This is a genomic window from Enterobacter sp. 725m/11, assembly GCF_011683705.1.
Classification (GTDB): Bacteria; Pseudomonadota; Gammaproteobacteria; order Enterobacterales; family Enterobacteriaceae; genus Enterobacter; species Enterobacter bugandensis.
Map to the genome: position 1 here is coordinate 1 of NZ_JAAQOK010000066.1, position 21,696 is coordinate 21,696.

Annotated in this window: 21 protein-coding genes and 1 pseudogene; 10 read left to right on the plus strand and 12 right to left on the minus strand. The window is 58.7% G+C overall.

Features of this window, described 5'->3' with window-relative positions; genetic code table 11:
- A pseudogene (locus HBA26_RS20730) lies at positions 1-344 on the minus strand (YdcF family protein); the annotation flags it as partial.
- A 202-nt stretch (positions 345-546) separates the two neighbouring features.
- On the opposite strand from HBA26_RS20730, the gene HBA26_RS20735 reads away from it, so the two are divergent.
- From HBA26_RS20735 to HBA26_RS20750, 4 genes are all read left to right on the plus strand, one after another.
- Entirely contained in the window at positions 547-2,199 is a 1,653-nt protein-coding gene (locus tag HBA26_RS20735; protein ID WP_048959898.1) for an MFS transporter, read from the plus strand.
- A gap of 22 nt (positions 2,200-2,221) precedes the next feature.
- A complete protein-coding gene (locus tag HBA26_RS20740; protein WP_063437349.1) occupies positions 2,222-3,304 on the plus strand; it encodes an HlyD family secretion protein in 1,083 nt (360 codons plus the stop codon).
- Positions 3,301-4,680 (plus strand): efflux transporter outer membrane subunit, encoded by a 1,380-nt coding sequence (locus HBA26_RS20745; RefSeq protein ID WP_126346077.1) that lies wholly within the window; start codon positions 3,301-3,303, stop codon positions 4,678-4,680. The genes HBA26_RS20740 and HBA26_RS20745 overlap by 4 nt, the downstream gene beginning before the upstream one ends.
- A gap of 102 nt (positions 4,681-4,782) precedes the next feature.
- Complete coding sequence (locus tag HBA26_RS20750) at positions 4,783-5,442, plus strand: O-methyltransferase (RefSeq protein ID WP_047368505.1); 660 nt, start codon at positions 4,783-4,785, stop codon at positions 5,440-5,442.
- Positions 5,443-5,496: 54 nt separating this feature from the next.
- Here HBA26_RS20750 and hrpA read toward each other — a convergent pair whose 3' ends face one another.
- Positions 5,497-9,399, minus strand: a complete 3,903-nt coding sequence (hrpA, locus tag HBA26_RS20755; RefSeq protein ID WP_126346076.1) for an ATP-dependent RNA helicase HrpA — start codon at positions 9,397-9,399, stop codon at positions 5,497-5,499.
- Positions 9,400-9,604: 205 nt separating this feature from the next.
- Between hrpA and azoR the strand changes: the two genes are divergently transcribed.
- A complete protein-coding gene (gene azoR / locus HBA26_RS20760; protein WP_008502313.1) occupies positions 9,605-10,210 on the plus strand; it encodes an FMN-dependent NADH-azoreductase in 606 nt (201 codons plus the stop codon).
- 89 nt (positions 10,211-10,299) lie between these two features.
- On the plus strand, positions 10,300-10,986 hold the full coding sequence (locus HBA26_RS20765) for an RluA family pseudouridine synthase (protein WP_126346075.1): 687 nt from the start codon (positions 10,300-10,302) through the stop codon (positions 10,984-10,986).
- Between the two features lie 7 nt (positions 10,987-10,993).
- Here the strand turns inward: HBA26_RS20765 and HBA26_RS20770 are convergent, their stop codons facing one another.
- The gene (locus HBA26_RS20770) at positions 10,994-11,533 is read right to left on the minus strand and encodes a DUF2058 domain-containing protein (RefSeq protein ID WP_088205400.1); all 540 of its coding nucleotides are present in this window, start codon (positions 11,531-11,533) and stop codon (positions 10,994-10,996) included.
- Between the two features lie 254 nt (positions 11,534-11,787).
- Between HBA26_RS20770 and HBA26_RS20775 the strand changes: the two genes are divergently transcribed.
- Positions 11,788-12,762, plus strand: a complete 975-nt coding sequence (locus HBA26_RS20775; RefSeq protein WP_048956426.1) for a DUF1852 domain-containing protein — start codon at positions 11,788-11,790, stop codon at positions 12,760-12,762.
- Positions 12,763-12,785: 23 nt separating this feature from the next.
- Entirely contained in the window at positions 12,786-13,814 is a 1,029-nt protein-coding gene (locus tag HBA26_RS20780) for a methionine synthase (protein WP_041910105.1), read from the plus strand.
- A gap of 5 nt (positions 13,815-13,819) precedes the next feature.
- Here HBA26_RS20780 and HBA26_RS20785 read toward each other — a convergent pair whose 3' ends face one another.
- The gene (locus HBA26_RS20785) at positions 13,820-14,752 is read right to left on the minus strand and encodes a LysR family transcriptional regulator (protein WP_047365246.1); all 933 of its coding nucleotides are present in this window, start codon (positions 14,750-14,752) and stop codon (positions 13,820-13,822) included.
- Between the two features lie 95 nt (positions 14,753-14,847).
- On the opposite strand from HBA26_RS20785, the gene HBA26_RS20790 reads away from it, so the two are divergent.
- Both HBA26_RS20790 and HBA26_RS20795 read left to right on the plus strand, forming a co-directional pair.
- Positions 14,848-15,282: a DMT family transporter gene (locus HBA26_RS20790; protein ID WP_028013065.1), complete on the plus strand. Its 435-nt coding sequence runs from the start codon at positions 14,848-14,850 to the stop codon at positions 15,280-15,282.
- A gap of 4 nt (positions 15,283-15,286) precedes the next feature.
- Positions 15,287-15,745: a DMT family transporter gene (locus tag HBA26_RS20795; protein ID WP_028013064.1), complete on the plus strand. Its 459-nt coding sequence runs from the start codon at positions 15,287-15,289 to the stop codon at positions 15,743-15,745.
- Here HBA26_RS20795 and HBA26_RS20800 read toward each other — a convergent pair.
- Genes HBA26_RS20800 through HBA26_RS20835 form a run of 8 tightly spaced genes read right to left on the minus strand, consistent with a single transcriptional unit; the run spans position 15,742 to position 21,622 of the window.
- Positions 15,742-16,275: a DUF3833 domain-containing protein gene (locus tag HBA26_RS20800; RefSeq protein ID WP_100170340.1), complete on the minus strand. Its 534-nt coding sequence runs from the start codon at positions 16,273-16,275 to the stop codon at positions 15,742-15,744. The genes HBA26_RS20795 and HBA26_RS20800 overlap by 4 nt on opposite strands.
- Positions 16,272-16,796, minus strand: coding sequence for a hypothetical protein (locus HBA26_RS20805; RefSeq protein ID WP_063942507.1), 525 nt, complete (start codon positions 16,794-16,796; stop codon positions 16,272-16,274). The genes HBA26_RS20800 and HBA26_RS20805 overlap by 4 nt, the downstream gene beginning before the upstream one ends.
- Positions 16,793-17,278, minus strand: coding sequence for a DUF2878 domain-containing protein (locus tag HBA26_RS20810; protein ID WP_028013061.1), 486 nt, complete (start codon positions 17,276-17,278; stop codon positions 16,793-16,795). The genes HBA26_RS20805 and HBA26_RS20810 overlap by 4 nt, the downstream gene beginning before the upstream one ends.
- The gene (locus tag HBA26_RS20815) at positions 17,275-18,495 is read right to left on the minus strand and encodes a cyclopropane-fatty-acyl-phospholipid synthase family protein (protein WP_126346074.1); all 1,221 of its coding nucleotides are present in this window, start codon (positions 18,493-18,495) and stop codon (positions 17,275-17,277) included. Before HBA26_RS20815 ends, HBA26_RS20810 begins: the two co-directional genes overlap by 4 nt.
- Positions 18,492-19,214: a DUF1365 domain-containing protein gene (locus HBA26_RS20820; protein ID WP_045630379.1), complete on the minus strand. Its 723-nt coding sequence runs from the start codon at positions 19,212-19,214 to the stop codon at positions 18,492-18,494. Before HBA26_RS20820 ends, HBA26_RS20815 begins: the two co-directional genes overlap by 4 nt.
- 1 nt (position 19,215) lies before the next feature.
- Positions 19,216-20,475 carry an FAD-dependent oxidoreductase gene (locus tag HBA26_RS20825; protein ID WP_126346073.1) on the minus strand — a complete coding sequence of 420 codons (1,260 nt, stop codon included), beginning with the start codon at positions 20,473-20,475 and terminating at the stop codon, positions 19,216-19,218.
- Complete coding sequence (locus HBA26_RS20830; protein WP_126346072.1) at positions 20,472-21,191, minus strand: SDR family NAD(P)-dependent oxidoreductase; 720 nt, start codon at positions 21,189-21,191, stop codon at positions 20,472-20,474. Before HBA26_RS20830 ends, HBA26_RS20825 begins: the two co-directional genes overlap by 4 nt.
- Positions 21,188-21,622: a nuclear transport factor 2 family protein gene (locus HBA26_RS20835; protein WP_041910128.1), complete on the minus strand. Its 435-nt coding sequence runs from the start codon at positions 21,620-21,622 to the stop codon at positions 21,188-21,190. The genes HBA26_RS20830 and HBA26_RS20835 overlap by 4 nt, the downstream gene beginning before the upstream one ends.
- Between the last annotated feature and the right edge of the window lie 74 nt (positions 21,623-21,696).

Below are 21,696 nucleotides of genomic sequence, written 5' to 3' on the forward strand. Positions count from 1 at the left end.
GGGGGATCGGAGATGTGTATAAGAGACAGGTCGGCAAGAATGCTCGCTTCGGCCCGCCCTTCGACTTGTAAGGTGTGATAACGCGGATGATTGCCGATAGCTGAATATAAAAACGCGGTTGAATGACCAATACCGCCGCTAATCAGGAGCGGGATTTCTCGCTGCGCGGCAATACGGCAGGCTGCCTCAATGGTCGGGATCACCGCGTTCCCTGCCAGAATTACCGCATCGACGTCCGGGGGCTGGCGGCTGCCGCTCAGGTCGTCCTGCGCCAGCCATTCACCGACAGTATTGATGGCCGCCAGCGTGGCATCCGGCAGGATGGGAAAATGGGTCTGTTCCATGATGAACTCCTTCTCGTTATCCCTTCAGGGTAGCGAGTTCAGGTTCTCAACACAACGGCGACATCGGGCCGCTCTTTTTCCTTAAATTTCTTTCGTACATTTGATTAACATGCGCAAATCATATTCACTTGAATTATCATTTGCGGCAGACGTAGAATCGCTAGCCCGCTAATTATTCAATCATTTCTAAGGTAATGACGTTATGCGCCTGCCCGAACGCGACCCTTATGCTCCTCGCGAGTGGCAGCCCCATGAGAAACCCGCCCTGCTGGGTTCGCCTTCCACCCCCGAGCACAGTACGCCAAAACGCGTCGCCTATGGCGTCGTTGGGCTGCTGGTTTGCCTGACGGGGGCGCTGGGCAATGCGGTGGTCACCGCCAACCTGCAAAACCTGCAGGGGACCTTCGGGGCCTGGTCGACCGAAATCGCCTGGCTGCCCGCAGTCTATGTGATGACCAACATCTCCATTAACCTGCTGCTGGTCAAATTTCGTCAACAGTACGGCCTGCGCGCCTTTACGGAAGGTTTTCTGGTGCTGTACGTGCTGGTCACCTTTTTCCACCTGTTCGTTAACGACCTCAGCTCCGCGCTGATGGTACGCGCCGCGCACGGGATGGTGGCCGCCGCGCTCAGCTCGCTGGGGATTTACTACCAAATCCAGGCCTGGCCTGCGAAGCATCGCCTGAAGGCGCTTACCATCGGGATCACCGGATCGTCGCTCGCTATTCCGCTGGCGCGTCTGTTTTCCACTGAGCTTCTCCAGCTGGACGAGTGGCGCGGGCTCTATTTCTTTGAACTGGGGCTGGCGCTGATCTCCCTAGCCTGCGTAATCGCCTTAAAACTGCCGCCGGGTGACCGACGCAAGGTCTTCGAGAAGAAAGACTTTGTCACCTTCTTTTTACTGGCTCCCGGAATGGCCCTGCTCTGCGCCGTGCTCTCTTTAGGCCGTCTTGACTGGTGGTTCGAGGCGCCGTGGATCGGCTGGTCGCTGGCGCTATCGCTGGTGCTGATTGTTTCCGCCATCGTGTTTGAACATAACCGCGCCAACCCGCTGCTGAACACCCGCTGGCTGTCGAGCGGCAGCATCGTTCGCCTGGGGCTGATCATGCTGCTGATCCGCATCGTGCTGGCGGAGCAAAATACCGGCGTCATCGGCTGGCTGCAGTACGTGGGGTTACAGAATGAGCAGATGACCCATCTGGCGTGGTCCATTTTCGCCGGGATCGTCTGCGGGATCGTCACCAGCTGCCTCACCATCAAGCCCACAAAGCTGGCGTGGCCGATTATCACCTCTCTGGCGCTGATGATTGTTGCCTCGCTGCTGGACAGCCAGTCCAATAACCTGACACGCCCGGATCAGCTGATGGTCAGCCAGTTCCTGCTGGGCTTCGGCAGCGCCTTCTTCCTGGCGCCCGCCATGCTGGCCGCCATTGGCGGGGTCATTGCCGACCCGCGTAACCTGGTCAGCTTTTCGGTCATGTTTGGCATGAGCCAGAACCTCGGCGGCCTGCTGGGATCGGCGATTCTCGGCACCTTCCAGACCTGGCGCGAGAAATACCACTCCAGCCTGCTGGCGGATCAGCTCACCACGCTTAACCCGCTGGTCAACGAGCGGATTCAGCTTTATACCCAGATGTATAAAAGCCTGATTGGCGACAGTACGCTGCTGGGAACGCAGGCCATTACCCAGCTACAGACGGTGACCACCCTTGAGGCAAATATTCTGGCCTATAACGATACTTATCTGCTGACGGCAAGCATCGCTGCCGCCACGCTGGTCTGGATTTTATGGCGCTTGCTGCGCCTGCGCATTACTGCCCGTATGGCGCTGAAGAACGCCACCGGCAACAAATAATTGTAATATTTCTGGAGAGTTTATGAGTCAGCAGGATGCCGCCAAAGAGCAGGCCAACACCCGCAAAAATGTGCGCATTGTTTCCGTTTTCACCGCCGCTGCCATCGGTATTGTCGGCGTGCTGGTCATTCTTTACGCCTGGCAGCTGCCGCCGTTTACCCGCCACGCGCAGTTTACTGACAACGCCTACGTGCGCGGCCAGACGACGTTCATCAGCCCCCAGGTAAACGGCTATATCACCGAGGTGAAGGTTCAGGACTTTGTGCAGGTCAAAAAAGGCGATCTGCTGTTGCAGATCGATGACCGCATCTATCGTCAGCGCGTCCATCAGGCCGAGGCGCAGCTGGCGATGAAAATAGCCGCGCTGAATAACAACCTGCAGCAGCGGAAAAGCGCCGAAGCGACCATTGCCAAAAATGAAGCCGCGCTGAAAAATGCCCGCGCCCAGAGCCTGAAAACCCAGGCGGATTTAAAGCGCGTGAAGGATCTGACGGCGGATGGGTCGCTTTCCATTCGTGAGCGCGATGCCGCGCTGGCCAGTGCGGCTCAGGGCAGCGCAGATATCGACCAGGCGAAAGCCTCGCTTGAGATGTCGCGTCAGGATCTGCAGACGGTGATTGTGAACCGCGGCGCGCTGGAGGCAGATGTTGAAAACGCCAAAGCGGCGCTGGAGCTGGCGCAGATTGACCTGCAAAACACCCGCATTATCGCCCCGCGCGACGGCCAGCTCGGCCAGATTGCCGTGCGTCTCGGCGCGTACGTGACCGCCGGAACGCACCTCACTACGCTGGTACCGCCGCAGCACTGGGTGATTGCCAACATCAAAGAGACCCAGCTGGCGGAGCTGCGCGTCGGTCAGCCGGTGAAGTTTACCGTCGATGCCTTAAACAACAAAGCGTATCAGGGCCGCGTAGAGAGCATCTCGCCGGCGACCGGGGTTGAATTCAGCGCGATTACACCGGATAACGCCACCGGGAACTTTGTCAAAATTGCCCAGCGTATTCCGGTGCGCATTGAGGTGCTCGGTAAGCCTGAAGAGTCTGCGCTGCTGCGTCCGGGTATGTCGGTCCAGGTGACGATCGATACGCGGGAGGCGAAGCCATGATCCTTCGCCCGACAGCCGCTCTGGTGCTGGCGGTTACGCTGGCCGGATGCCAGTCCGTCGACGTAAAACCGGCGCAGCCGACGCTTCACATCCCTGCGCAGTGGAGAGCCGCCTCCGGCCCGGCCAGCCCGGCGGAGCAACTCTGGTGGCGCAATTTTCATGACAACAACCTCAACCGCTATGTGGACCAGGCGCTAAAAAACAACAGCGACGTGCTGATCGCGCGGGAACGAATTAACGAGTATCAGGCGCGGGTCTTTGCCGCCGACGGCAGCCTGTTTCCTTCGCTCGACGCGGGCGTAACCGGGACGCGCGCCCGTTCTCAATCCGCCGCCACCGGGTTGCCGGTTTACAGCACGCTGTACAGAGGCAGCCTGACGGCGAGCTATGATGTTGATATCTGGGGCGTCAACCGCAGCGCGGCCAATGCCGCCGAAGCCTCGCTGGAGGCGCAAAAAGCCGCCGCCGCGGCTGCGGATCTCACCGTCGCCTCGTCCGTTGCCTCCGGGTACGTCACTCTGCTCTCGCTTGATGAACAGCTGCGCGTGACCGAATCCACGCTGAAATCGCGCGAAGAGGCGTTTAAGCTTGCCAAACGCCAGCTTGAGACGGGCTACAGTTCGCGCCTGGAGCTGATGCAGTCGGATTCCGAGCTTCGCTCAACGCGAGCGCAGGTGCCCGTGCTGCGGCATCAGATTGCGCAGCAGGAGAATGCCCTGAGCCTGCTGCTGGGAAGCAATCCCGGTGCGGTAGCGCGTAGCGAAAGCTTTGCGGCGCTGACGCCGCTCACGCTGCCGTCACAGCTGCCCTCCACGCTACTGAATCGTCGGCCGGATATCGTGCAGGCTGAGCGACAGCTGGTCGCGGCTGATGCCTCGCTTGCCGCGTCACGCGCCAGCCTGCTGCCGTCGATCAATCTGACCGCAACCGGATCGATCCAGGATCGCACCCTTTCCGGCCTGCTGGATAACCCGCTCCAGCTCTGGAGCGCAGGCGGCAGCATTCTCGCCCCGCTGCTGAACCGCCAGGCGCTGAACGCGCAGGTGGATATTTCCCAGTCCCAGCGTAACCAGGCGCTGTATGCGTATGAAAAAACCGTGCGTAACGCGTTTGCCGAAGTGAACAACAGCCTTGATGCCATTACGCGCTATCAGGAACAGCTGACGGAGCTGCTTGCCCAGCAGGATGTGGCCCGGGAGACGCTGCGCATTGCGCAGAACCGCTATCGCAACGGTTATTCATCCTATCTTGACGTGCTGGACGCGCAGCGCACGCTGTACTCGGTCCAGACCAGCGTGGTGCAGGTCAAAAATAACCTGCTGCTGGCGCAGATTGATTTGTATAAAGCACTGGGCGGAGGATGGGTCAGTGCCTGAAAACCTGCCCGGTGGCGCTTTGCTTACCGGACCTGCATTTCGCACCCGTAGGCCGGGTAAGGCGTAGCCACCACCCGGCAATCCCTCTTAAGGAGTCAATCTATGCAACAACAATGGTCTGCAGTAGATAATTACATGATTTCTTCGCTTATCCCTGAGGATGAGGTTCTACAGAAGGTTCTTGAGAACAATAAACGCGCCGGGCTACCCGAACACGATGTTGCGGCCAATCAGGGACAGCTGCTGGCGCTGTTCGTGCGCATGACGCAGGCAAGACGCATTCTTGAGATCGGTACGCTGGGTGCCTATAGCTCTATCTGGATGGCGCGCGCCCTGCCGCCGGACGGAAAGCTGATTACGCTCGAGGCGGACCCAACGCATGCTGATGTTGCCCGCCAGAATATTCGCCTCGCGGGGCTGAACGATCGTATTGAATTAATTGAAGGCCCGGCGCTGAACTCGCTGGAGAATTTCGGTGACGTTCCGCCGTTCGACCTGATCTTTATTGATGCCGATAAGCCAAACAATCCCGGCTATCTGGAGTGGGCGCTGCACTATTCCCGTCCCGGCACGGTGATTATCGGCGATAACGTGGTCCGCGACGGCGAGGTCATTAACGGGCAAAGCGACGACGCGCGCGTGCTGGGCGTGCGGCGTTTTATCGAGATGACGGGGGATAACCCGCGCTTAACCGCCACCGCACTGCAAACGGTGGGGGTTAAGGGATGGGATGGGTTTACGCTGGCGATTGTGAATGGGTGAAGGCATCAGCCCGACCCTCTCCCTGTGGGAGAGGGAGAAAACCGGGCAAGGACGTTAAGCGGAAATCTGCTCCATCGCCTGCAATATACGTTTATCCGAAATCGGATACGGCGTACCGAGCTGCTGGGCAAAGAAGCTGACACGCAGCTCCTCGATCATCCAGCGGATCTCCTGCACATCTTCATCGTCGCGGCGCGCCGGCGGCAGCTTGTTTAACCACTGCTGCCACGCCTGCTGCACGCTTTCGACCTTCAGCATCTGCGCGCGATCGCGGTGCGGATCGATCGCCATTTTCTCCAGCCGTTTTTCAATCGCCTGCAGATAGCGCAGCGTATCGCCCAGACGCTTAAAGCCGTTGCCGGTGACAAAGCCGCGGTACACCAGTCCCGCCATCTGCGCCTTCACGTCCGACAGCCCCAGCGCCATGGTCATATCCACGCGCCCCTTCAGGCGCTTGTTGATATTGAACACGGCGGTGAGGATCTGCTCGACCTGTTTGGCTATCTCCACCACGGTGTCGTTCAGCTCGGCGCGAACCTTGTCATGCAGCTTCGCAAAACCTTCTTCCGTCCAGACCGGGCCGCCCGCCTCGTGGATCAGCTTGTCCACGCCGCAGGAGATGCAGTCGTCAATCAGATCCAGCACTTTGCCGTACGGGTTAAAGTAGAGCCCCAGCTTGGCTTTGTTCGGCAGCTTCTCGTGCAGATACTTGATGGGCGACGGGATGTTGAGCAGCAGCAGGCGGCGCAGCCCGCGCCACATCATCTGCTGCTGTTCCTGCGGGTTATCAAACAGTTTGATCGACACGCTGTCACGTTCGTCCACCAGCGCCGGCCAGGCTTTGACCTTATAGTTGCCGCGCTTCTGCTCGTAGCTTTCCGGAAGCTGGCCAAAGCTCCAGATATGCAGCCCGCTCTGCTCGATGCCGTCGTCCGCCACCGCAGAAAGCGTCTCCTGAACTTTGCCTTTCAGCGCCTCTTTCAGCTCGCTGAGGGAACGCCCTTCCAGCAGCTTTTTGTTTTTATCATCCACCACGCGGAAGCTGATTTTCAGGTGATCGGGCACCTGATCCCAGTTCCAGTCTTCGCGGTCGATGGTGGTGCCGGTCATGCGGCGGAACTCACGCTCTAGCGCGTCCAGCAGCGGCAGTTCCAGCGGCGTGACGCGGCCCAGAAACGCTTCCGCATAATTTGGCGCTGGCACAAAATTGCGCCGCACCGGTTTCGGCAGGGATTTGATCAGCGCAATCACCAGCTCGCGGCGCAGGCCGGGGATTTGCCACTCAAACCCGCTCTCGTCGACCTGGTTTAACAGCGGCAGCGGAATGTGGACGGTTACGCCGTCCGCGTCGGTGCCCGGTTCAAACTGGTAGGTCAGACGCAACTTGAGGTTGCCCTGATGCCAGAAGTTCGGGTAGTCGAGCTTGCTGACCGACTCCGCCCCCTCTTTAATCAGCATGCTCTTTTCGAAGTTGAGCAGGTCCGGCGTCGCTTTGCTGGCCTTCTTCCACCAGCTGTCAAAGTGGCGGGCGGAGATCACATCATGGCTGATGCGCTGGTCGTAAAACTCAAACAGCGCCTCATCGTCCACCAGAATGTCGCGGCGTCGGGACTTGTGCTCAAGCTCTTCCACCTCGGCGCGCAGCTTCAGGTTTTCACGGAAGAACGCGTGGCGCGTCTGCCAGTCCCCCTCCACCAGCGCGTGGCGGATAAACAGCTCGCGGCTGAGCGCCGGATCGATCTGGCTGTAGTTGACCTTACGCGCGGCGACCACCGGCAGGCCGTAAACGGTCACTTTTTCGGTCGCCATCACCGCGCCCTGCGCGCGCTCCCAGTGCGGCTCGCTGTACGAGCGTTTCAGCAGGTGCTGCGCCACCGGCTCAACCCATTCAGGGTCGATGCGCGCGGCAATGCGCCCCCACAGGCGGCTGGTTTCTACAAGTTCCGCGACCATGGTCCACTTCGGCGGCTTCTTGAACAAGCCGGAACCCGGGAAGATGGAGAAACGCGCGTTACGCGCGCCGGTATATTCCTGCTTATCCGCATCCTTCATCCCGATATGGGACAGCAGGCCAGTCAGCAGCGCGATGTGAATTTCACGGTACTCCGCCGGTTCACTGTTCACCGGAATGCCCAGCTCTTTCACCACCTGGCGCAGCTGGGTGTAGATATCCTGCCATTCACGCACGCGCAGGTAGTTAAGGAAATCCACGCGGCACTGGCGGCGGAACTGGTTCGAGGAGAGCGCTTTCTGCTGCTCGCCGAGGTAGTTCCACAGGTTCACAAAGGCGAGGAAATCGGACTCTTTGTCGTGGAAGCGACGGTGCTTTTCGTCCGACGCCTGCTGTTTGTCCATCGGACGCTCGCGCGGGTCCTGAATGGAGAGCGCCGAGGTGATGATCATCGCCTCGCGCACGCAACCGTGCTTTTGCGCTTCCAACACCATGCGCGCCAGGCGCGGGTCGACCGGCAGCTGGCTGAGCTGGCGGCCCAGCGGTGTCAGCTTATAGATGCTCGCCTGCTCGTCGGTGGTAATCGCCCCGAGCTCTTCCAGCAGACGCACGCCGTCCTGAATGTTGCGCTTGTCCGGCGCTTCCACAAACGGAAACGCCGCGATGTCGCCCAGCCCCAGCGCGGTCATCTGCAGGATAACGGACGCCAGGTTGGTGCGCAGAATTTCCGGGTCGGTAAACTCCGGGCGCGACAGGAAATCGTCTTCGGAATAAAGACGAATACAGATCCCTTCCGACACGCGGCCGCAGCGGCCCTTACGCTGGTTAGCAGACGCCTGGGAGACCGGCTCAATCGGCAGGCGCTGAACCTTGGTGCGGTAGCTGTAGCGGCTGATGCGCGCCGTGCCCGGGTCGATCACGTATTTAATCCCCGGTACGGTCAGCGAGGTCTCCGCCACGTTGGTCGCCAGCACGATGCGGCGTCCGCTGTGTGGCTGGAAGACGCGGTTCTGTTCGCTGTTGGACAGGCGGGCATACAGCGGCAGGATCTCAGTGTGGCGCAGGTCGCGCTTGCTGAGCGCATCGGCAGTATCGCGAATTTCGCGCTCGCCGCTCATGAAGATCAGGATGTCGCCCGCGCTCTCGTTGCCCAGCTCGTCAACGGCGTCGAAGATGGCCTGCAGCTGATCGCGCTCGGTATCGTCCGCCTCTTCCACAATCGGGCGATAGCGCACTTCCACCGGATAGGTGCGGCCCGACACTTCAATAATCGGCGCATTGTTGAAGTGTTTTGAGAAGCGCTCCGGGTCGATGGTCGCGGAGGTAATGATGATTTTCAGATCAGGGCGACGCGGCAGCAGCTCTTTAAGATAGCCAAGCAGGAAGTCGATGTTCAGGCTGCGCTCGTGCGCTTCATCGATGATGATGGTGTCGTACTGCATCAGCAGGCGGTCCTGCTGTATTTCCGCCAGCAGGATACCGTCCGTCATCAGCTTGACCATGGTGTTGTCGCTGACGTGGTCGCTGAATCGTACCTTGTAGCCGATGCAGCCGCCCGGCTCCGACTGCAGCTCTTCGGCAATACGGTTCGCCACGGTGCGCGCCGCCAGACGACGCGGCTGGGTGTGGCCAATCAGCCCCTTCACCCCGCGGCCCAGCTCCATACAGATTTTCGGCAGCTGGGTGGTTTTACCTGAACCGGTTTCCCCCGCGACAATCACCACCTGGTGATCGCGGACGGCCTCAAGGATGTCCTGTTTCTTCTGACTGACGGGCAGGTTTTCCGGGTAGGTGATCGCAGGACGCGCGGCTTCGCGCAGCACAACCTTCCCTGCCGCCTGTTCAATCTCTTTGGCCATCTCCTGGTAAATGGCCTGTTGTGCATCAGGATTTTTAACCTTCTTCACGCCGTGCAGCCGGCGGGAAAACCGCTGTTTATCGCGCAGCATCAGGGAATCAAGCTGTTGCAGGAGCATCGGGAAGGTGATTTTGGGTTGTTCTGTCATAGCGTTAACGGGCAGTGCTCTGCCGGATAAAATCTCTTTTTAATGATTGCTATAGAGTACCACATTGACGCTTTTAGCGCCTTATTCAAAAAATTCGAACATAGGCTTCGATATATTGCGCTATCTCTGTGGCAGGATTGTGAATAAAGTGTCAACAAGCAACGGGGCACCCCCCTTCAATCAAATGCAACAACAGGAATCACCCATGAGCAAAGTATTAGTTTTGAAATCCAGTATTCTGGCAGGGTACTCTCAGTCTGGTCAGCTGTCTGATTACTTCGTTGAACAATGGCGTGAACAGCATTCTGCAGACGAAATCACCGTGCGTGACCTGGCAGCAAACCCCATTCCTGTCCTGGACGGCGAGCTGGTTGGCGCGCTGCGCCCAAGCGATGCGCCACTGTCCCCGCGTCAGCAGGAAGCCCTGGCCCTGTCCGACGAGCTGATTGCTGAGCTGCAGGCGCACGACGTTATCGTCATCAACGCCCCAATGTACAACTTCAACATTCCTACCCAGCTGAAGAATTACTTCGACCTGGTGGCGCGCGCTGGCGTAACCTTCCGCTACACCGAGAACGGCCCGGAAGGTCTGGTAAAAGGCAAGCGTGCGATCGTCCTGACCAGCCGTGGCGGTATCCATAAAGATACCCCAACTGACCTGGTTGCGCCGTACCTGAGCCTGTTCCTGGGCTTCATCGGCATTACCGACGTGAACTTTGTGTTCGCGGAAGGCATCGCTTACGGTCCTGAAGTGGCGACCAAAGCGCAGACCGACGCGAAAGCCGCCATCGACAGCCTGGTAGCCGCGTAAGATTTCCCCCTCTCACCGCCCGGTGGGAGGGTTTTTCTTTTCCCCGCATTTCGCTATCATCCGCATCCACTCTCCAGCTGGGCGGCCTGATGTCTGCGATTATCGATTCTTTTATTGCCCCACCGTGTCACGACGACATTGAGATCCTCTGGCAGGATGATCATCTGCTGCTGATTAATAAGCCTTCCGGCCTGCTCAGCCTCTCGGGCAAAAACCCGCAAAACCTCGATTCTGTCCATTATCGTCTGGTCCAGACGTTCCCCGGCTGCACGCTGGTACATCGTCTGGATTTCGGCACGTCCGGGCTGATGGTGGTTGCGCGCAATAAGGCCATCAATGCGGCGCTTTGCCAGCAGTTCAGCCAGCGCAGCGTGGAGAAAGTCTACAGCGCCCTGCTTTATGGACATCTGGGAAACGACGAGGGAATAATAGACGCGCCCATTGCCAAAGACCCGGCGCTGTTCCCGCTGATGTCGATCTGCGCCATCAACGGTAAACCCGCCCGTTCCCGCTATCGGGTGGTGGAACGTTTTTATCGGGGAACAGGAGTGCCGTTAACGCGGGTGGAACTGACGCCGGAAACCGGGCGAACCCACCAGCTGCGCATCCACTGCCAACAGCTGGGGCACCCTATTCTGGGCTGCGATCTGTATGGCGGTCTTGACGCGCCGGGGGCTAAGGAAACGCCCCGGCTGATGCTGCATGCCAGCGAGCTGAATTTTATTCATCCCGTGAGCGGAGAGCCGGTTAACGCCCGCCACGCCGCCCCGTTTTGAACGCGGTTTACCACATCAAATCGTCAGGAATTTTGAAGTCCGCGTACGGATCGTCTTCGTCGTGCTCTTCCTGACTGAGCGCGCTGTTTAACACGATGCTGTCGGCATCGCGCTGGGCAATTTTATCAGCCACCACCGCCGGAATGATCGCGTATTCACAATCGCCGTTTGCATTGAGCACCAGGCGCGCAATGGCCAGACGGCCGTTGATCAGCTGGGTTTGCGTCTGCTTGTCGACCTCAATTTTTTTGATCAGATTACCGTCGGTGAAGTTAAAGGTGATGTTACCCTTCGCCACGGTGATGCGGTTCATCTCGATCAGCTGCTTCACCTGCGCTTTAAACTCTTTAGCGAGTACGGCCTGCTTCTGCTGCTCGCTCAGCAGCTTGTCTCGCTCGATCTGCGCCTTCTTGTTCTCTTCTACCGCTTCCCGAGCCTCACGTGCCTGAACGCGTGATTTCTTTGCCGTGCGCTGCACTTTCGCCGCTTTCTTGCTGCTGACCAGGCCCGCTTTCAGCATCTGCTCTTGTAAGGTGAGTTTTGTCATGATCGTTTCTAAACCGGTTGGAAATTTTGGGGATTATAGCGGGAATTGAGTAAAGAGTGCGACATTAGGAGAATCGTAGGCCGTGTAAGCGCAGCGCCACCCGGCAAGAAAGGCAGCAACACCGCGAGCATTACACTTCATGAACTTCGCTCATGTTGCATTGAAATTAAGTCACTTCCCCTACGCCGCGGGCTCAGGCATAAATTATGCATTAGTAACTTCTTAGCAACATGAACTTAGGATGCATAACCACAATGAGCAAAGCTTTCACATATACCCTTAAGCGCAGTTGCTTCGATGAGAATTACAACCCGTCAGAAAATACGCGTACAACCACCAACTTTGCCAACCTGGCGCGTGGGGAAAAACGTCAGGAAAACCTGCGCAATACGCTGGTGATGATCAACAACCGCTTTAACGCCCTGGCGCGTTGGGATAACCCGACCGCCGATCGCTACGCGGTTGAGCTTGAAATCATCTCTGTCGATTTGAACATTGGCGCGGAAAAGCCGTTCCCGGCCATCGAGATTTTGCAGACGTATATTGTCGACAAAAAAAATAACCAGCGTATCGCAGGCATTGTCGGGAATAACTTCTCCTCTTACGTGCGGGATTATGATTTCAGCGTCCTGCTGCTGGAGCACAACAAGAACCAGCAGCACTTCAGTATTCCGGAAAAGTTTGGCGAACTGCACGGCAATATTTTCCGCCATTTTGTGAACTCGCCGGAATACAAAGAGAACTTCAGAAAGGGCCCGGTGATCTGCCTGAGCGTCTCGAGCAAAGACACCTATCGCCGCACCGGTAACCAGCACCCTGTTCTGGGTATTGAGTACGCGCCGGATGGCGAATCGTTAACGGAACTGTACTTCGCCAAAATGGGCCTGAAGGTCCGCTACTTCATGCCTGAGAACAGCGTGGCGCCTTTCGCGTTCTTCTTTACCGGAGACTTGCTGAGCGATTACACCGATCTGGAACTGATCGGCACCATCAGCACGATGGAAACGTTCCAGAAAATCTATCGCCCGGAAATTTATAACGCGAACTCGGCGGCGGGACTGTTTTATCGCCCGGACCTGAACCAGCAGGATCATTCATTAACCAAAATTGTTTATGACCGCGAAGAGCGAAGCCGGTTGGCGATTGAACAGGGTCGATTTACCGAAGAATATTTCATTAAGCCTTATAAACACATTCTCGAGCAGTGGTCTGATAACTACACGCTTTAATTCATCAAAAAAGGTCTTTTATTATGAAAACATTGCTCCCGACGTCTACGGCTGGCAGCCTGCCTAAGCCGACCTGGCTTGCGCAACCTGAAACGCTCTGGTCTCCGTGGAAATTGCAGGATCAGGAATTACTGGCAGGTAAACAGGATGCACTGCGCCTGTCCCTTGACGAGCAGATCCGTGCGGGAATCGATATTGTCAGCGACGGGGAACAGACCCGTCAGCACTTCGTCACCACCTTTATTGAACACCTGAGCGGCGTCGATTTTGAAAATCGCCAAACCGTGCGCATTCGTAACCGCTACGACGCCAGCGTGCCGACCGTGGTTTCTGCCGTTGCGCGTCAGAAGCCGGTATTCGTGGACGATGCAAAATACCTGCGCCAGCTCACGGACAAGCCGATCAAATGGGCCCTGCCTGGGCCAATGACCATGATCGACACCCTTTACGACGCGCATTATAAAAGCCGCGAAAAGCTGGCCTGGGAATTCGCCAAAATCCTCAACCAGGAGGCGCGCGAATTAGAAGCCGCGGGCGTGGATATTATCCAGTTCGACGAGCCGGCGTTTAACGTCTTTTTTGATGAGGTCAACGACTGGGGTATCGCCGCACTCGAGCGCGCCATTGAGGGTCTGAAATGCGAAACCGCGGTACACATCTGCTACGGCTACGGCATCAAGGCCAATACCGACTGGAAAAAGACGCTCGGCTCAGAATGGCGCCAGTATGAAGAGGCCTTCCCTAAGCTGCAAACCTCTAACATCGACATCATTTCCCTGGAGTGCCACAACTCCCGCGTACCGATGGATCTGCTGGAGCTGATTCGCGGTAAAAAGGTGATGGTTGGGGCGATTGACGTGGCAACCAACACCGTCGAAACGCCAGAAGAGGTCGCCGACACCCTGCGTAAAGCGCTGCAGTTCGTCGACGCCGACAAGCTTTACCCCTCAACCAACTGCGGCATGGCTCCCCTCTCCCGTCAGGTGGCTAACGGTAAGCTGAAAGCGCTCAGCGCCGGCGCAGAAATTATCCGCAAGGAGCTCGGCGCGTAATTGCCTTACGTTTGCCAGTACGGCGGCGAGCCGAAAAACGCCACGTAATAATCAATCACCGCCCTGACGTTCAGGGGCGGATGACGTGCGTGAGGATAGATCGCCGCAATATTCAGCGGCTCCGTATTGATAGCGCACGCCATTTCCGGCATAAGAGCGACCAGCTCCCCCCGCTGCAGCCTGTCGCCAATCAGCCAGTCCGGAAACAGGACGATCCCCATTCCACCCAGCGCGGCAATGAGCAGCGACTCCGCATTATTGGACGTCATCAGCGGCGCGACGGGATAGTGCACCCAATTCTCCCCCTTGCGTCGCACAAGCCAGCGATTAGGGCCAGACGAACCGCGATACACCAGGCATTTATGCTGGCTCAGCTCGGCCGGGTCGGCCGGTACGCCGTGTTGACGCAGATACGCGGGCGACGCGGCAAGATGGTAGCGCTGCTGCCCGAAGATGCGGGCGTGGAACGTCGAGTCCGTCAGCGTGCCGATGCGAAAAATGAGGTCGGCGGCATCCCGGTGCGGGTCGATAAAGTCATCGGTCAGCGTCAGCTCTATGGTTAACCGTGGATAACGCTCGGCCAGGCCTGCCAGGCCGGGTGCAACGTGCCTCTGTCCAAAAAATACCGGCCCGTTAATGCGTACCGTGCCGGAGGGTTCGGTCGAACGTTCATCCAGCTCCCGACGCGCCTCTTCGAAGTTATCCACCATCGCCCGGGCATAGCGGATAAAAAGATGCCCGTTTTCCGTGGGGATCACCGCCCGGGTATTGCGATAGAACAGCTGCTGGCCGAGCGCGTCCTCAAGCTGATGAATAATCCGCGACACCTGCGAGGCAGAAATTCCCTCCCGTCGCGCAACGACGGAAAAGTTCTGCGTTTCATAGACGGCAATAAACAGCAACAGTGAGCGAAGGTTCATGCTTCCGGCATCTGACATTAATGCATTTCCTGCAAAGGTGTTTCCTGCATTATGGCATTTTTCTCACATGTCTACCGACGTAATCTTCTTCGCCTGATAATGGAGGAAGCATAATGCAGTTTGTATTGATTTTACTGGTGATTGCCGGCGGGATGGGCCTCTCCGTCGAGGCGGGTTTGCTGGGGCCGTTAGGGGGAGAAGTAGGCGATTTATGGGCCACGTTCAGCATTTTCGGGGTCGGCGCCGCGCTGACCTTTCTGCTGATGCTGTTTTTCAGCCCGCGCAACGGTCCGTCGTTTTTCGCACAGCCCGGCTGGCAGCTGCTTGGCGGCGTGCTGGGTCCTGTTTACGTTGTCATTCTGACTATCGCCACCCCCGCTATCGGCATCGCTCTGACGATGATCGGCATTCTGGCAGGTCAGGTTTTTAAAAGCCTGATCATTGACCACTTTGGCCTGCTGGGTACGCCGCACAGGAAGATAAACGCAAGACGCATCGTGGCGCTGGTTTTTATTATTGCCGCACTGGTACTGGTCGCAAAGGGGTAAACACATGACACTGATGATGATAATTCTCGCCATCTGCGGCGGCGCGACGCTGAGCATACAGGCCGCAATTAATGGACAGCTCGGCAGCAGCGTGGGCGTTTTCAAGAGCGCGTTTCTGACGTTTTCCGTCGGCGCGCTGGTGACCGCCCTGCTCATTTTCTTCTTTGAGCCTAAGCAGACGGTCACGCTGCTGGACGTGCCGAAATGGCAGCTTCTCGGGGCGATGTTCGGCGTGCCCTACATTGTGATCATGGTGCTCGCCGTGCAGCGCATCGGCACCGCCGTCGCCACGGTGGCGGTGATATTCGGCCAGCTCGCCATGAGCATGCTGATAGATAACTTTGGCTGGTTGAACAATCCCGCTATTCCGTTTTCACCGAGCCGTCTGGGCGCGGTGGTGTGTCTGGGGATTGCCCTGTACTTCATTTACTCCAGCAGCAAAACCGGCGATGTTCGCGACTAAGCTTCCGTATTCCGGGTAAAGAACAGCGTCACCGTGGCGACGGTGACGCCAAATTTCTTCATCTCGGTTTTATTGAACAGATGCGTCTCATCCTGCAGGTACATCCAGTCATCAAAGTTTAGCAGCCACGTTTTGCCGTTGGCCTTCACGTTCATGCTGTAATGCCAGTTAAAGGCGTTGCCTGCGGCCTGCCCGGTGGCAATCCCTTCAATATCACCTGCCGTTCCCTCGTAGCGGTCGTTCCCCACGCGGCGAATGTGCCATACCCGCTGCTGCTTCTCGCCGTCGTCGTAAACGAAGCGCTCGTTCAGCGTCAGCGTATCGCCGATGACGTCCCCGGCAATCTCAACGTGAAAGCGGCGGATCTGCTTGCCGCTGCGATCCTGCACCATGCCCCACGCTTCGGTTTTGCCCTGGAAGTAGTGGAAGATATCAAGCCGCGGCTGCTGCTGACGATACTCGGACACCTCCGTACTGCAGCCGGCCAGCAGCATCGTGAATGCCAGCGCCAGCGTCAGGATTCGTTTCATTTTTTGCCTCCGATTAGCTGCTGACGCAGCTCAGGATATTGCGTGCGGGGATCGAGCCAGATGGCCAGAAAGCGGGTGCTGAACGCTTCTGACTGGCGCGGACCGAGCGGAATAAAAGATTTTTGCGCCGACGACGCGCGGTACCAGAACTGCCCCTGCTTATCGTTGAGAACAAAAGCCAGCTGTGAACCCGGTCGGACATCCGGCCACAGGGACTGGAGCATCCTTAGCCAGGCTTCACTTTGCGGTTCCTGCGTCAGGATCCCCTGCGCCTGCCACTGGTCGCGGGTCGCCTCAACCAGTTCATCGCGATCTATGTCGCGCGCGTAGGTAATAATCAGCGCCTGATCCTGATCGTCCCGGCTGTAACGGCCATCCGGCGTGCGGAGCTGAGAGGTATAGACCGTGAACGGCCCCCAGGTCAGCGTGGCGTCGCCCACCTTGCGCCAGGCCAGCCAGTCGGCGGCCTGAGCACCAGGAACAACCAGCATGAGCCAAAACAGCAGAACCGCAGCCCTCATTTTTGTCTCCCCATTAGCAGGTGGAAAAACAGCATCAGCACCAGCCAGCCCGGCGCCATCCAGCTGACGACGATAAAGGTTGGCTCCAGAAACGTGATGGCGCCCAACCGCTCGCCAATCAGGTAGGCCACCGGGCCTCCCACGGCCGCCAGCAGGGTCAGCAGCCAGCCGGGTAACGTGGTGGTACGCGCAAGCTGCGTCCAGACCACGGCGAACATCAACCACAATGCCACCATCCAGAGTGGCATCAGGGAGTCGCCCGTGAAGGCAATCAGCCCCGTCAGCGCCCAGAGCGCATCCAGCAGGCTGCCCGCCGCGGCCAGCCCAATGGCGTAAAGACGGTATGCTGACGGCAAGAGCAGGCACGCCAGGATCGCCAGCCCGAGCCAGATAATCAGGCCCTGTTCGCGAAACAGCACTACCAGCGCCCAGTAGAGATCGAACGCGACGGCCAGCAGAAAGACCTGAAGGTAGCGTCTCATACGCGCTCGGCGGTCAGCTGCACCACGCTGATAGTTCGGGCGTTAAACCCGGCTTCGCAGTAGCCGAAGTAGTACAGCCACATGCGGCGAAAGCGTTCATCAAAGCCAAGCTTTTCAATCTCCTGCCAGGCGTGGACAAAGCGCTGCCGCCAGTGGGCCAGCGTGCGGGCGTAGTCCGGTCCCATGTCGAAGAGATTGCGCACCACGAAATCGGTGTGGCGCGTCATCAGCTCGTTCATCGCCGTAATGCTCGGCAGGAAGCCGCCGGGGAAAATGTAGCGCTGGATAAAATCGACGCTTTTGCTGTAGTCGCGGTAGCGCTGGTCCTGGATGGTGATGGCCTGAATCGCCATCCGTCCACCGGGGCGCAGCCGCGCCTGACAGGTACGGAAGAACGTGGGCAGATAGCGTTGCCCGACGGCTTCAATCATCTCTATCGAGACCAGCTTGTCGTACTGCCCGGTGAGGTCGCGATAGTCGCAGAGCAGTACCTCAACCCGATCCTGCAGCCCGGCGCGGGCAATGCGCTCGGTCGCCCAGATATATTGCTCCTGCGACAGCGTGGTAGTGGTCACCCGACAGCCGTAGTGACGGGCGGCGTATTCCGCCATCGCCCCCCAGCCGGTGCCAATTTCCAGCAGGTGATCACCCGGGTTTAGCGCCAGCTGCTCGCACAGGCGAGCCATTTTGGCCTGCTGAGCCGCCGTCAGATCCTGCTCGTCCGCGGTAAACAGTGCGCTGGAGTAAAGCAGTTCCTTATCCAGAAAATGGGCATAGAAAGCGTTGCCCAGATCGTAATGGGCGGCAATATTTTCGCGGGCCTGGGTACGAGAGTTGCGCCGCGTCCAGTGGCGCAGCCGCTCCAGCGGTCGGCCAAGCAGCCGGAACCCGTTCTCCAGACGACCAAGCACCTCGCCGTTGAGGGCCAGGATTTGCAGAAGCGGCGTAAGCTGCGCAGTCTCCCATTCGCCGTCCATCCAGGCTTCTGCGGCGGCAAGGCTCCCGCCCGTTAAGACGCGCCAGTAGACGCCGGGCGTGAGGATCTGCACGTCGGCGTGCAGCGCGGAGGATGTCTCGCCAAAATGGAAGGTCTGCGCCCCTTCACGCAGGGTGAGTGAGCCGCCGCGAATGCCGCTTAACAGACGAAACAGCAGCCATCGCGCGATGCGGACGTTGCGCGGGATATCGGGTTCTAGCGCAAAGACGGGATCGGTCATGAGCGTTCACTCCTGCTGACGGGATGGTTATACAGCGGCACGCGCTTGAGCCATAGCCTCAGCGCCTGCCAGTAAATGGCGAAAACGGTTTTCAGAGTCATCAGCGGGATGCGCAGCAGCAGCGCGCGCAGCGCCGGGCGGGTCAGAGGCTCCCGGCGCAGGGCCAGCGTGGCGTCAAAGACCTTCGCCTCCTGATGATTTTCAATGTGCATATGCAATGTGTTGTCCGGGTTGTTGAAGCGCCAGTGGTAGACCATGTCCATCGGGTTGAAGGGGGAAACGTGAAACGCTTTTTCCGTGGGCCGGGCATTTTGCCCGTCGACCGCGTAATAATGGCGCTCGTTCCACGGCGTGTTGCGCACCTCCGCCAACACCCAGCGAAGCGTGTTTTCCTGGTCATAGCAGTAGTAAAAATTGACCGGATTGAAATGAAACCCGAAGTAGCGCAGCTGCGTCAGAAGCATGACCCGCCCTGCGGGACGTTCCCCGGTCAGGCTCTCCAGCCTGTTCAGCACGTTCTCTTTAAGCGGCGTGCCGAGCGGATAGTCCGCGTCATGGAACGCGGCGGCGGCAAAGCGGTTGCGCCGCACGCCGACGGATGCCAGCAGCGGCAGTTCATCAAGATCCAGCCAGGCCATAAAAACGCCGTAGCTGAATTCATGCGTTTTCGGCTGAAGGCGGCGGTGGCGCAATACGCCGTGATAGAGGCAGCTGTTCATGTCAGTTCCCCTCCCCGGCGGCTATTTCATTGACAACGTCCAGCGCGCTGCGCACGCCGTCTTCATGAAAACCGTTGTACCAGTAAGCGCCGCAGAACCAGCTCCGGTGATTACCGTTGATCTCCCCACGGCGCGCCTGCGCATGCCAGCTTTGCGGGTTAAACAGCGGATGCTCATAGACAAAGCGTTGCAGGACGAAGCGTTCATCCACCGACTCGTCCGGGTTCAGGGTGACGCAGAACAGTGGGCTGCCCGCAGGCAGACCCTGCAGAATGTTCATGTTGTAGGTGACGCAGGCGCTGGCCTGCTCCTGCGCGCTCAGGCGGTAGTTCCAGCTGGCCCAGGCGCGCTGCCGCACCGGCAGCCAGCGCGGATCGCTGTGCAAAACAACCTCGTTGCGCTGCCAGCCGATATCGCCCAGCACTTCGCTCTCCGCGGGCGTAGGATCCTCAAGCATGGCCAGCGCCTGGGCGGAGTGGCAGGCAAATATCACCTGGTCGAAGGTGTGGCTGCCGTTTTCAAGCTGGAGCGTGACCCCGTGCGCGTGGCGGCTCACCCGCAGAACAGGCGCGTTCAGGCGCAGCGTCAGGCGGTCGCCCAGTTTTTCCAGCATGGCGCGGATATACTCCCGTGAGCCGCCCGGCACCACGTACCACTGCGGACGCTGGGTGATATCCAGCAGGCCGTGGTGATGAAAGAAGCGCAGGAAGAGCGGCAGCGGGAAACGCTTCATCTCCTGCAGCGACGACGACCAGATCGCGGCCCCCATCGGCAGAATGTAGTGGCGCGCAAAAAACGGTGTGAAGCCGTGCTGGTCCAGAAACGTCTGCAGCGTGGCGTTCGGATCGACTTCCCCTTCAAGGGCCTGTTTCGCCAGGCGGTTAAAGCGGACGATGTCACCGAGCAGCCGCCAGAATGCCGGATTTACCAGGTTTCGGCGCTGGGCAAACAGCGACGTCAGCGTGTGGCCGTTGTACTCAAGCCCCGTCTCGGGGTTGTGTACTGAAAAGCTCATCTGTGTTTTTTGCCCGCTGATGCCGAGCTCGCTGAGCAGACCCATAAAGCGCGGATAGGTGCGGTCGTTGTAGACAATAAACCCGGTATCGATCGCGTATGTGCCCTGGGGCGTTGAGACGTCAACCGTCGCGGTATGGCCGCCGGGCGTGGTGCCCGCTTCAAACAGGGTTACCTGATGATGCCCTGCCAGCCGCCAGGCGCAGGTCAACCCGGCGATGCCGCTGCCGATAATTGCAATGTTCATGAGCGCACCATCCTGCGCAGCAGCGTGCGCTGCAAAAATGCGGGCAGCCCGGAGAGCAGCCGCAAAATAAGGCCAAACCCGGCCGGAAACGCGATATGCATTTTGCCCTTTGCCAGCCCGGTACGGATCGCCTTGACCGCTTCGTCAACGCTCACCCTACCCGGCATGGCAAAATCGTTTTTGCGCGTCAGTGGGGTATCGACAAATCCCGGAGAGACGACCGTCACGGCAATCCCCTTTGGCTCCCAGTCCAGACGCAGACTGTCGGCAAACCAGCTCAGCGCCGCTTTGGACGCGCCGTAGGCCTCTGCCCGCGGGAAGGGAAGCCAGTGAGCCATCGAGCTCACCAGCACCACGCGGTTACCGGCAACCAGCTGCGGCTGCAGCGCGGCCAGGCAGTTCACTGGCCCGAGAAAATTGGTGGTCATGACCCGCTCCACCAGCGCCGCATCCACCACGCCGCCGTCGAGATATTCGCAGGTACCGGCGCAGAGAATAACCAGATCGGCGTAAACGCCGCTCAGCGCCTGGCGACAGGCATCCCTGTCTGTCATATCGAACGGGCGAACGGTGAGACTGGGGCAGGTCTGATGCAAAACTTCCAGACGCGCCGGATCGCGCCCGCAGGCAATCACGTGGTAGCCGTCAGCGGCAAAGGACTTCGCCAGCCCCGCGCCGATGCCCGAGCTTGCGCCGGTAATCAGCACCGTCTTCATGATTTGACCCTCCGCTTCACGCCGCGTACCGCCCAGCCCAGCAGAGGGAGGTGTTCGTAGATCATCTCTCCCGCATCGTAGAAGTCCCGCTGACGCGTGATGAGATTGTTTTCGGTGTCCACCACCGAACATCCGGGCAGTTCAAGCGGCTCGCCTCCGGCAATGCGCGGATGCGACCAGTGCATTACCCAGGTGACAACAAACCGGTTCCCGCTGCACAGCGGCGGATCGATGACAAAACGGCACTTCTCGACGTTTGCCAGCAGATGGGTGAAATAGCGCTGAAGCGCGAAAATACCGTTGTGCTCGCCGAACGGATCGATAAGGGTGGCATTCGAATGGTAAAGCCCGACCAGCGCGGTCGGCGGCTGGCTATCCAGTGCGGCGTAGTACTCAATAAACCGACTCACGACAGAGGGCAAAGTGCTCATGGGTCACATCCTGGCTGTAAACAACGTGGCGTAATCGCTGTCTCTTATACACATCTGACGCTGCCGACGACGGA

Coding starts and splice junctions, on each gene's coding strand:
- HBA26_RS20735 (WP_048959898.1), top strand. CDS start 547: ATGCGCCTGCCCGAACGCGACCCTTATGCTCCTCGCGAGTGGCAGCCC.
- HBA26_RS20740 (WP_063437349.1), top strand. CDS start 2,222: ATGAGTCAGCAGGATGCCGCCAAAGAGCAGGCCAACACCCGCAAAAAT.
- HBA26_RS20745 (WP_126346077.1), top strand. CDS start 3,301: ATGATCCTTCGCCCGACAGCCGCTCTGGTGCTGGCGGTTACGCTGGCC.
- HBA26_RS20750 (WP_047368505.1), top strand. CDS start 4,783: ATGCAACAACAATGGTCTGCAGTAGATAATTACATGATTTCTTCGCTT.
- hrpA (WP_126346076.1), bottom strand. CDS start 9,399: ATGACAGAACAACCCAAAATCACCTTCCCGATGCTCCTGCAACAGCTT.
- azoR (WP_008502313.1), top strand. CDS start 9,605: ATGAGCAAAGTATTAGTTTTGAAATCCAGTATTCTGGCAGGGTACTCT.
- HBA26_RS20765 (WP_126346075.1), top strand. CDS start 10,300: ATGTCTGCGATTATCGATTCTTTTATTGCCCCACCGTGTCACGACGAC.
- HBA26_RS20770 (WP_088205400.1), bottom strand. CDS start 11,533: ATGACAAAACTCACCTTACAAGAGCAGATGCTGAAAGCGGGCCTGGTC.
- HBA26_RS20775 (WP_048956426.1), top strand. CDS start 11,788: ATGAGCAAAGCTTTCACATATACCCTTAAGCGCAGTTGCTTCGATGAG.
- HBA26_RS20780 (WP_041910105.1), top strand. CDS start 12,786: ATGAAAACATTGCTCCCGACGTCTACGGCTGGCAGCCTGCCTAAGCCG.
- HBA26_RS20785 (WP_047365246.1), bottom strand. CDS start 14,752: ATGTCAGATGCCGGAAGCATGAACCTTCGCTCACTGTTGCTGTTTATT.
- HBA26_RS20790 (WP_028013065.1), top strand. CDS start 14,848: ATGCAGTTTGTATTGATTTTACTGGTGATTGCCGGCGGGATGGGCCTC.
- HBA26_RS20795 (WP_028013064.1), top strand. CDS start 15,287: ATGACACTGATGATGATAATTCTCGCCATCTGCGGCGGCGCGACGCTG.
- HBA26_RS20800 (WP_100170340.1), bottom strand. CDS start 16,275: ATGAAACGAATCCTGACGCTGGCGCTGGCATTCACGATGCTGCTGGCC.
- HBA26_RS20805 (WP_063942507.1), bottom strand. CDS start 16,796: ATGAGGGCTGCGGTTCTGCTGTTTTGGCTCATGCTGGTTGTTCCTGGT.
- HBA26_RS20810 (WP_028013061.1), bottom strand. CDS start 17,278: ATGAGACGCTACCTTCAGGTCTTTCTGCTGGCCGTCGCGTTCGATCTC.
- HBA26_RS20815 (WP_126346074.1), bottom strand. CDS start 18,495: ATGACCGATCCCGTCTTTGCGCTAGAACCCGATATCCCGCGCAACGTC.
- HBA26_RS20820 (WP_045630379.1), bottom strand. CDS start 19,214: ATGAACAGCTGCCTCTATCACGGCGTATTGCGCCACCGCCGCCTTCAG.
- HBA26_RS20825 (WP_126346073.1), bottom strand. CDS start 20,475: ATGAACATTGCAATTATCGGCAGCGGCATCGCCGGGTTGACCTGCGCC.
- HBA26_RS20830 (WP_126346072.1), bottom strand. CDS start 21,191: ATGAAGACGGTGCTGATTACCGGCGCAAGCTCGGGCATCGGCGCGGGG.
- HBA26_RS20835 (WP_041910128.1), bottom strand. CDS start 21,622: ATGAGCACTTTGCCCTCTGTCGTGAGTCGGTTTATTGAGTACTACGCC.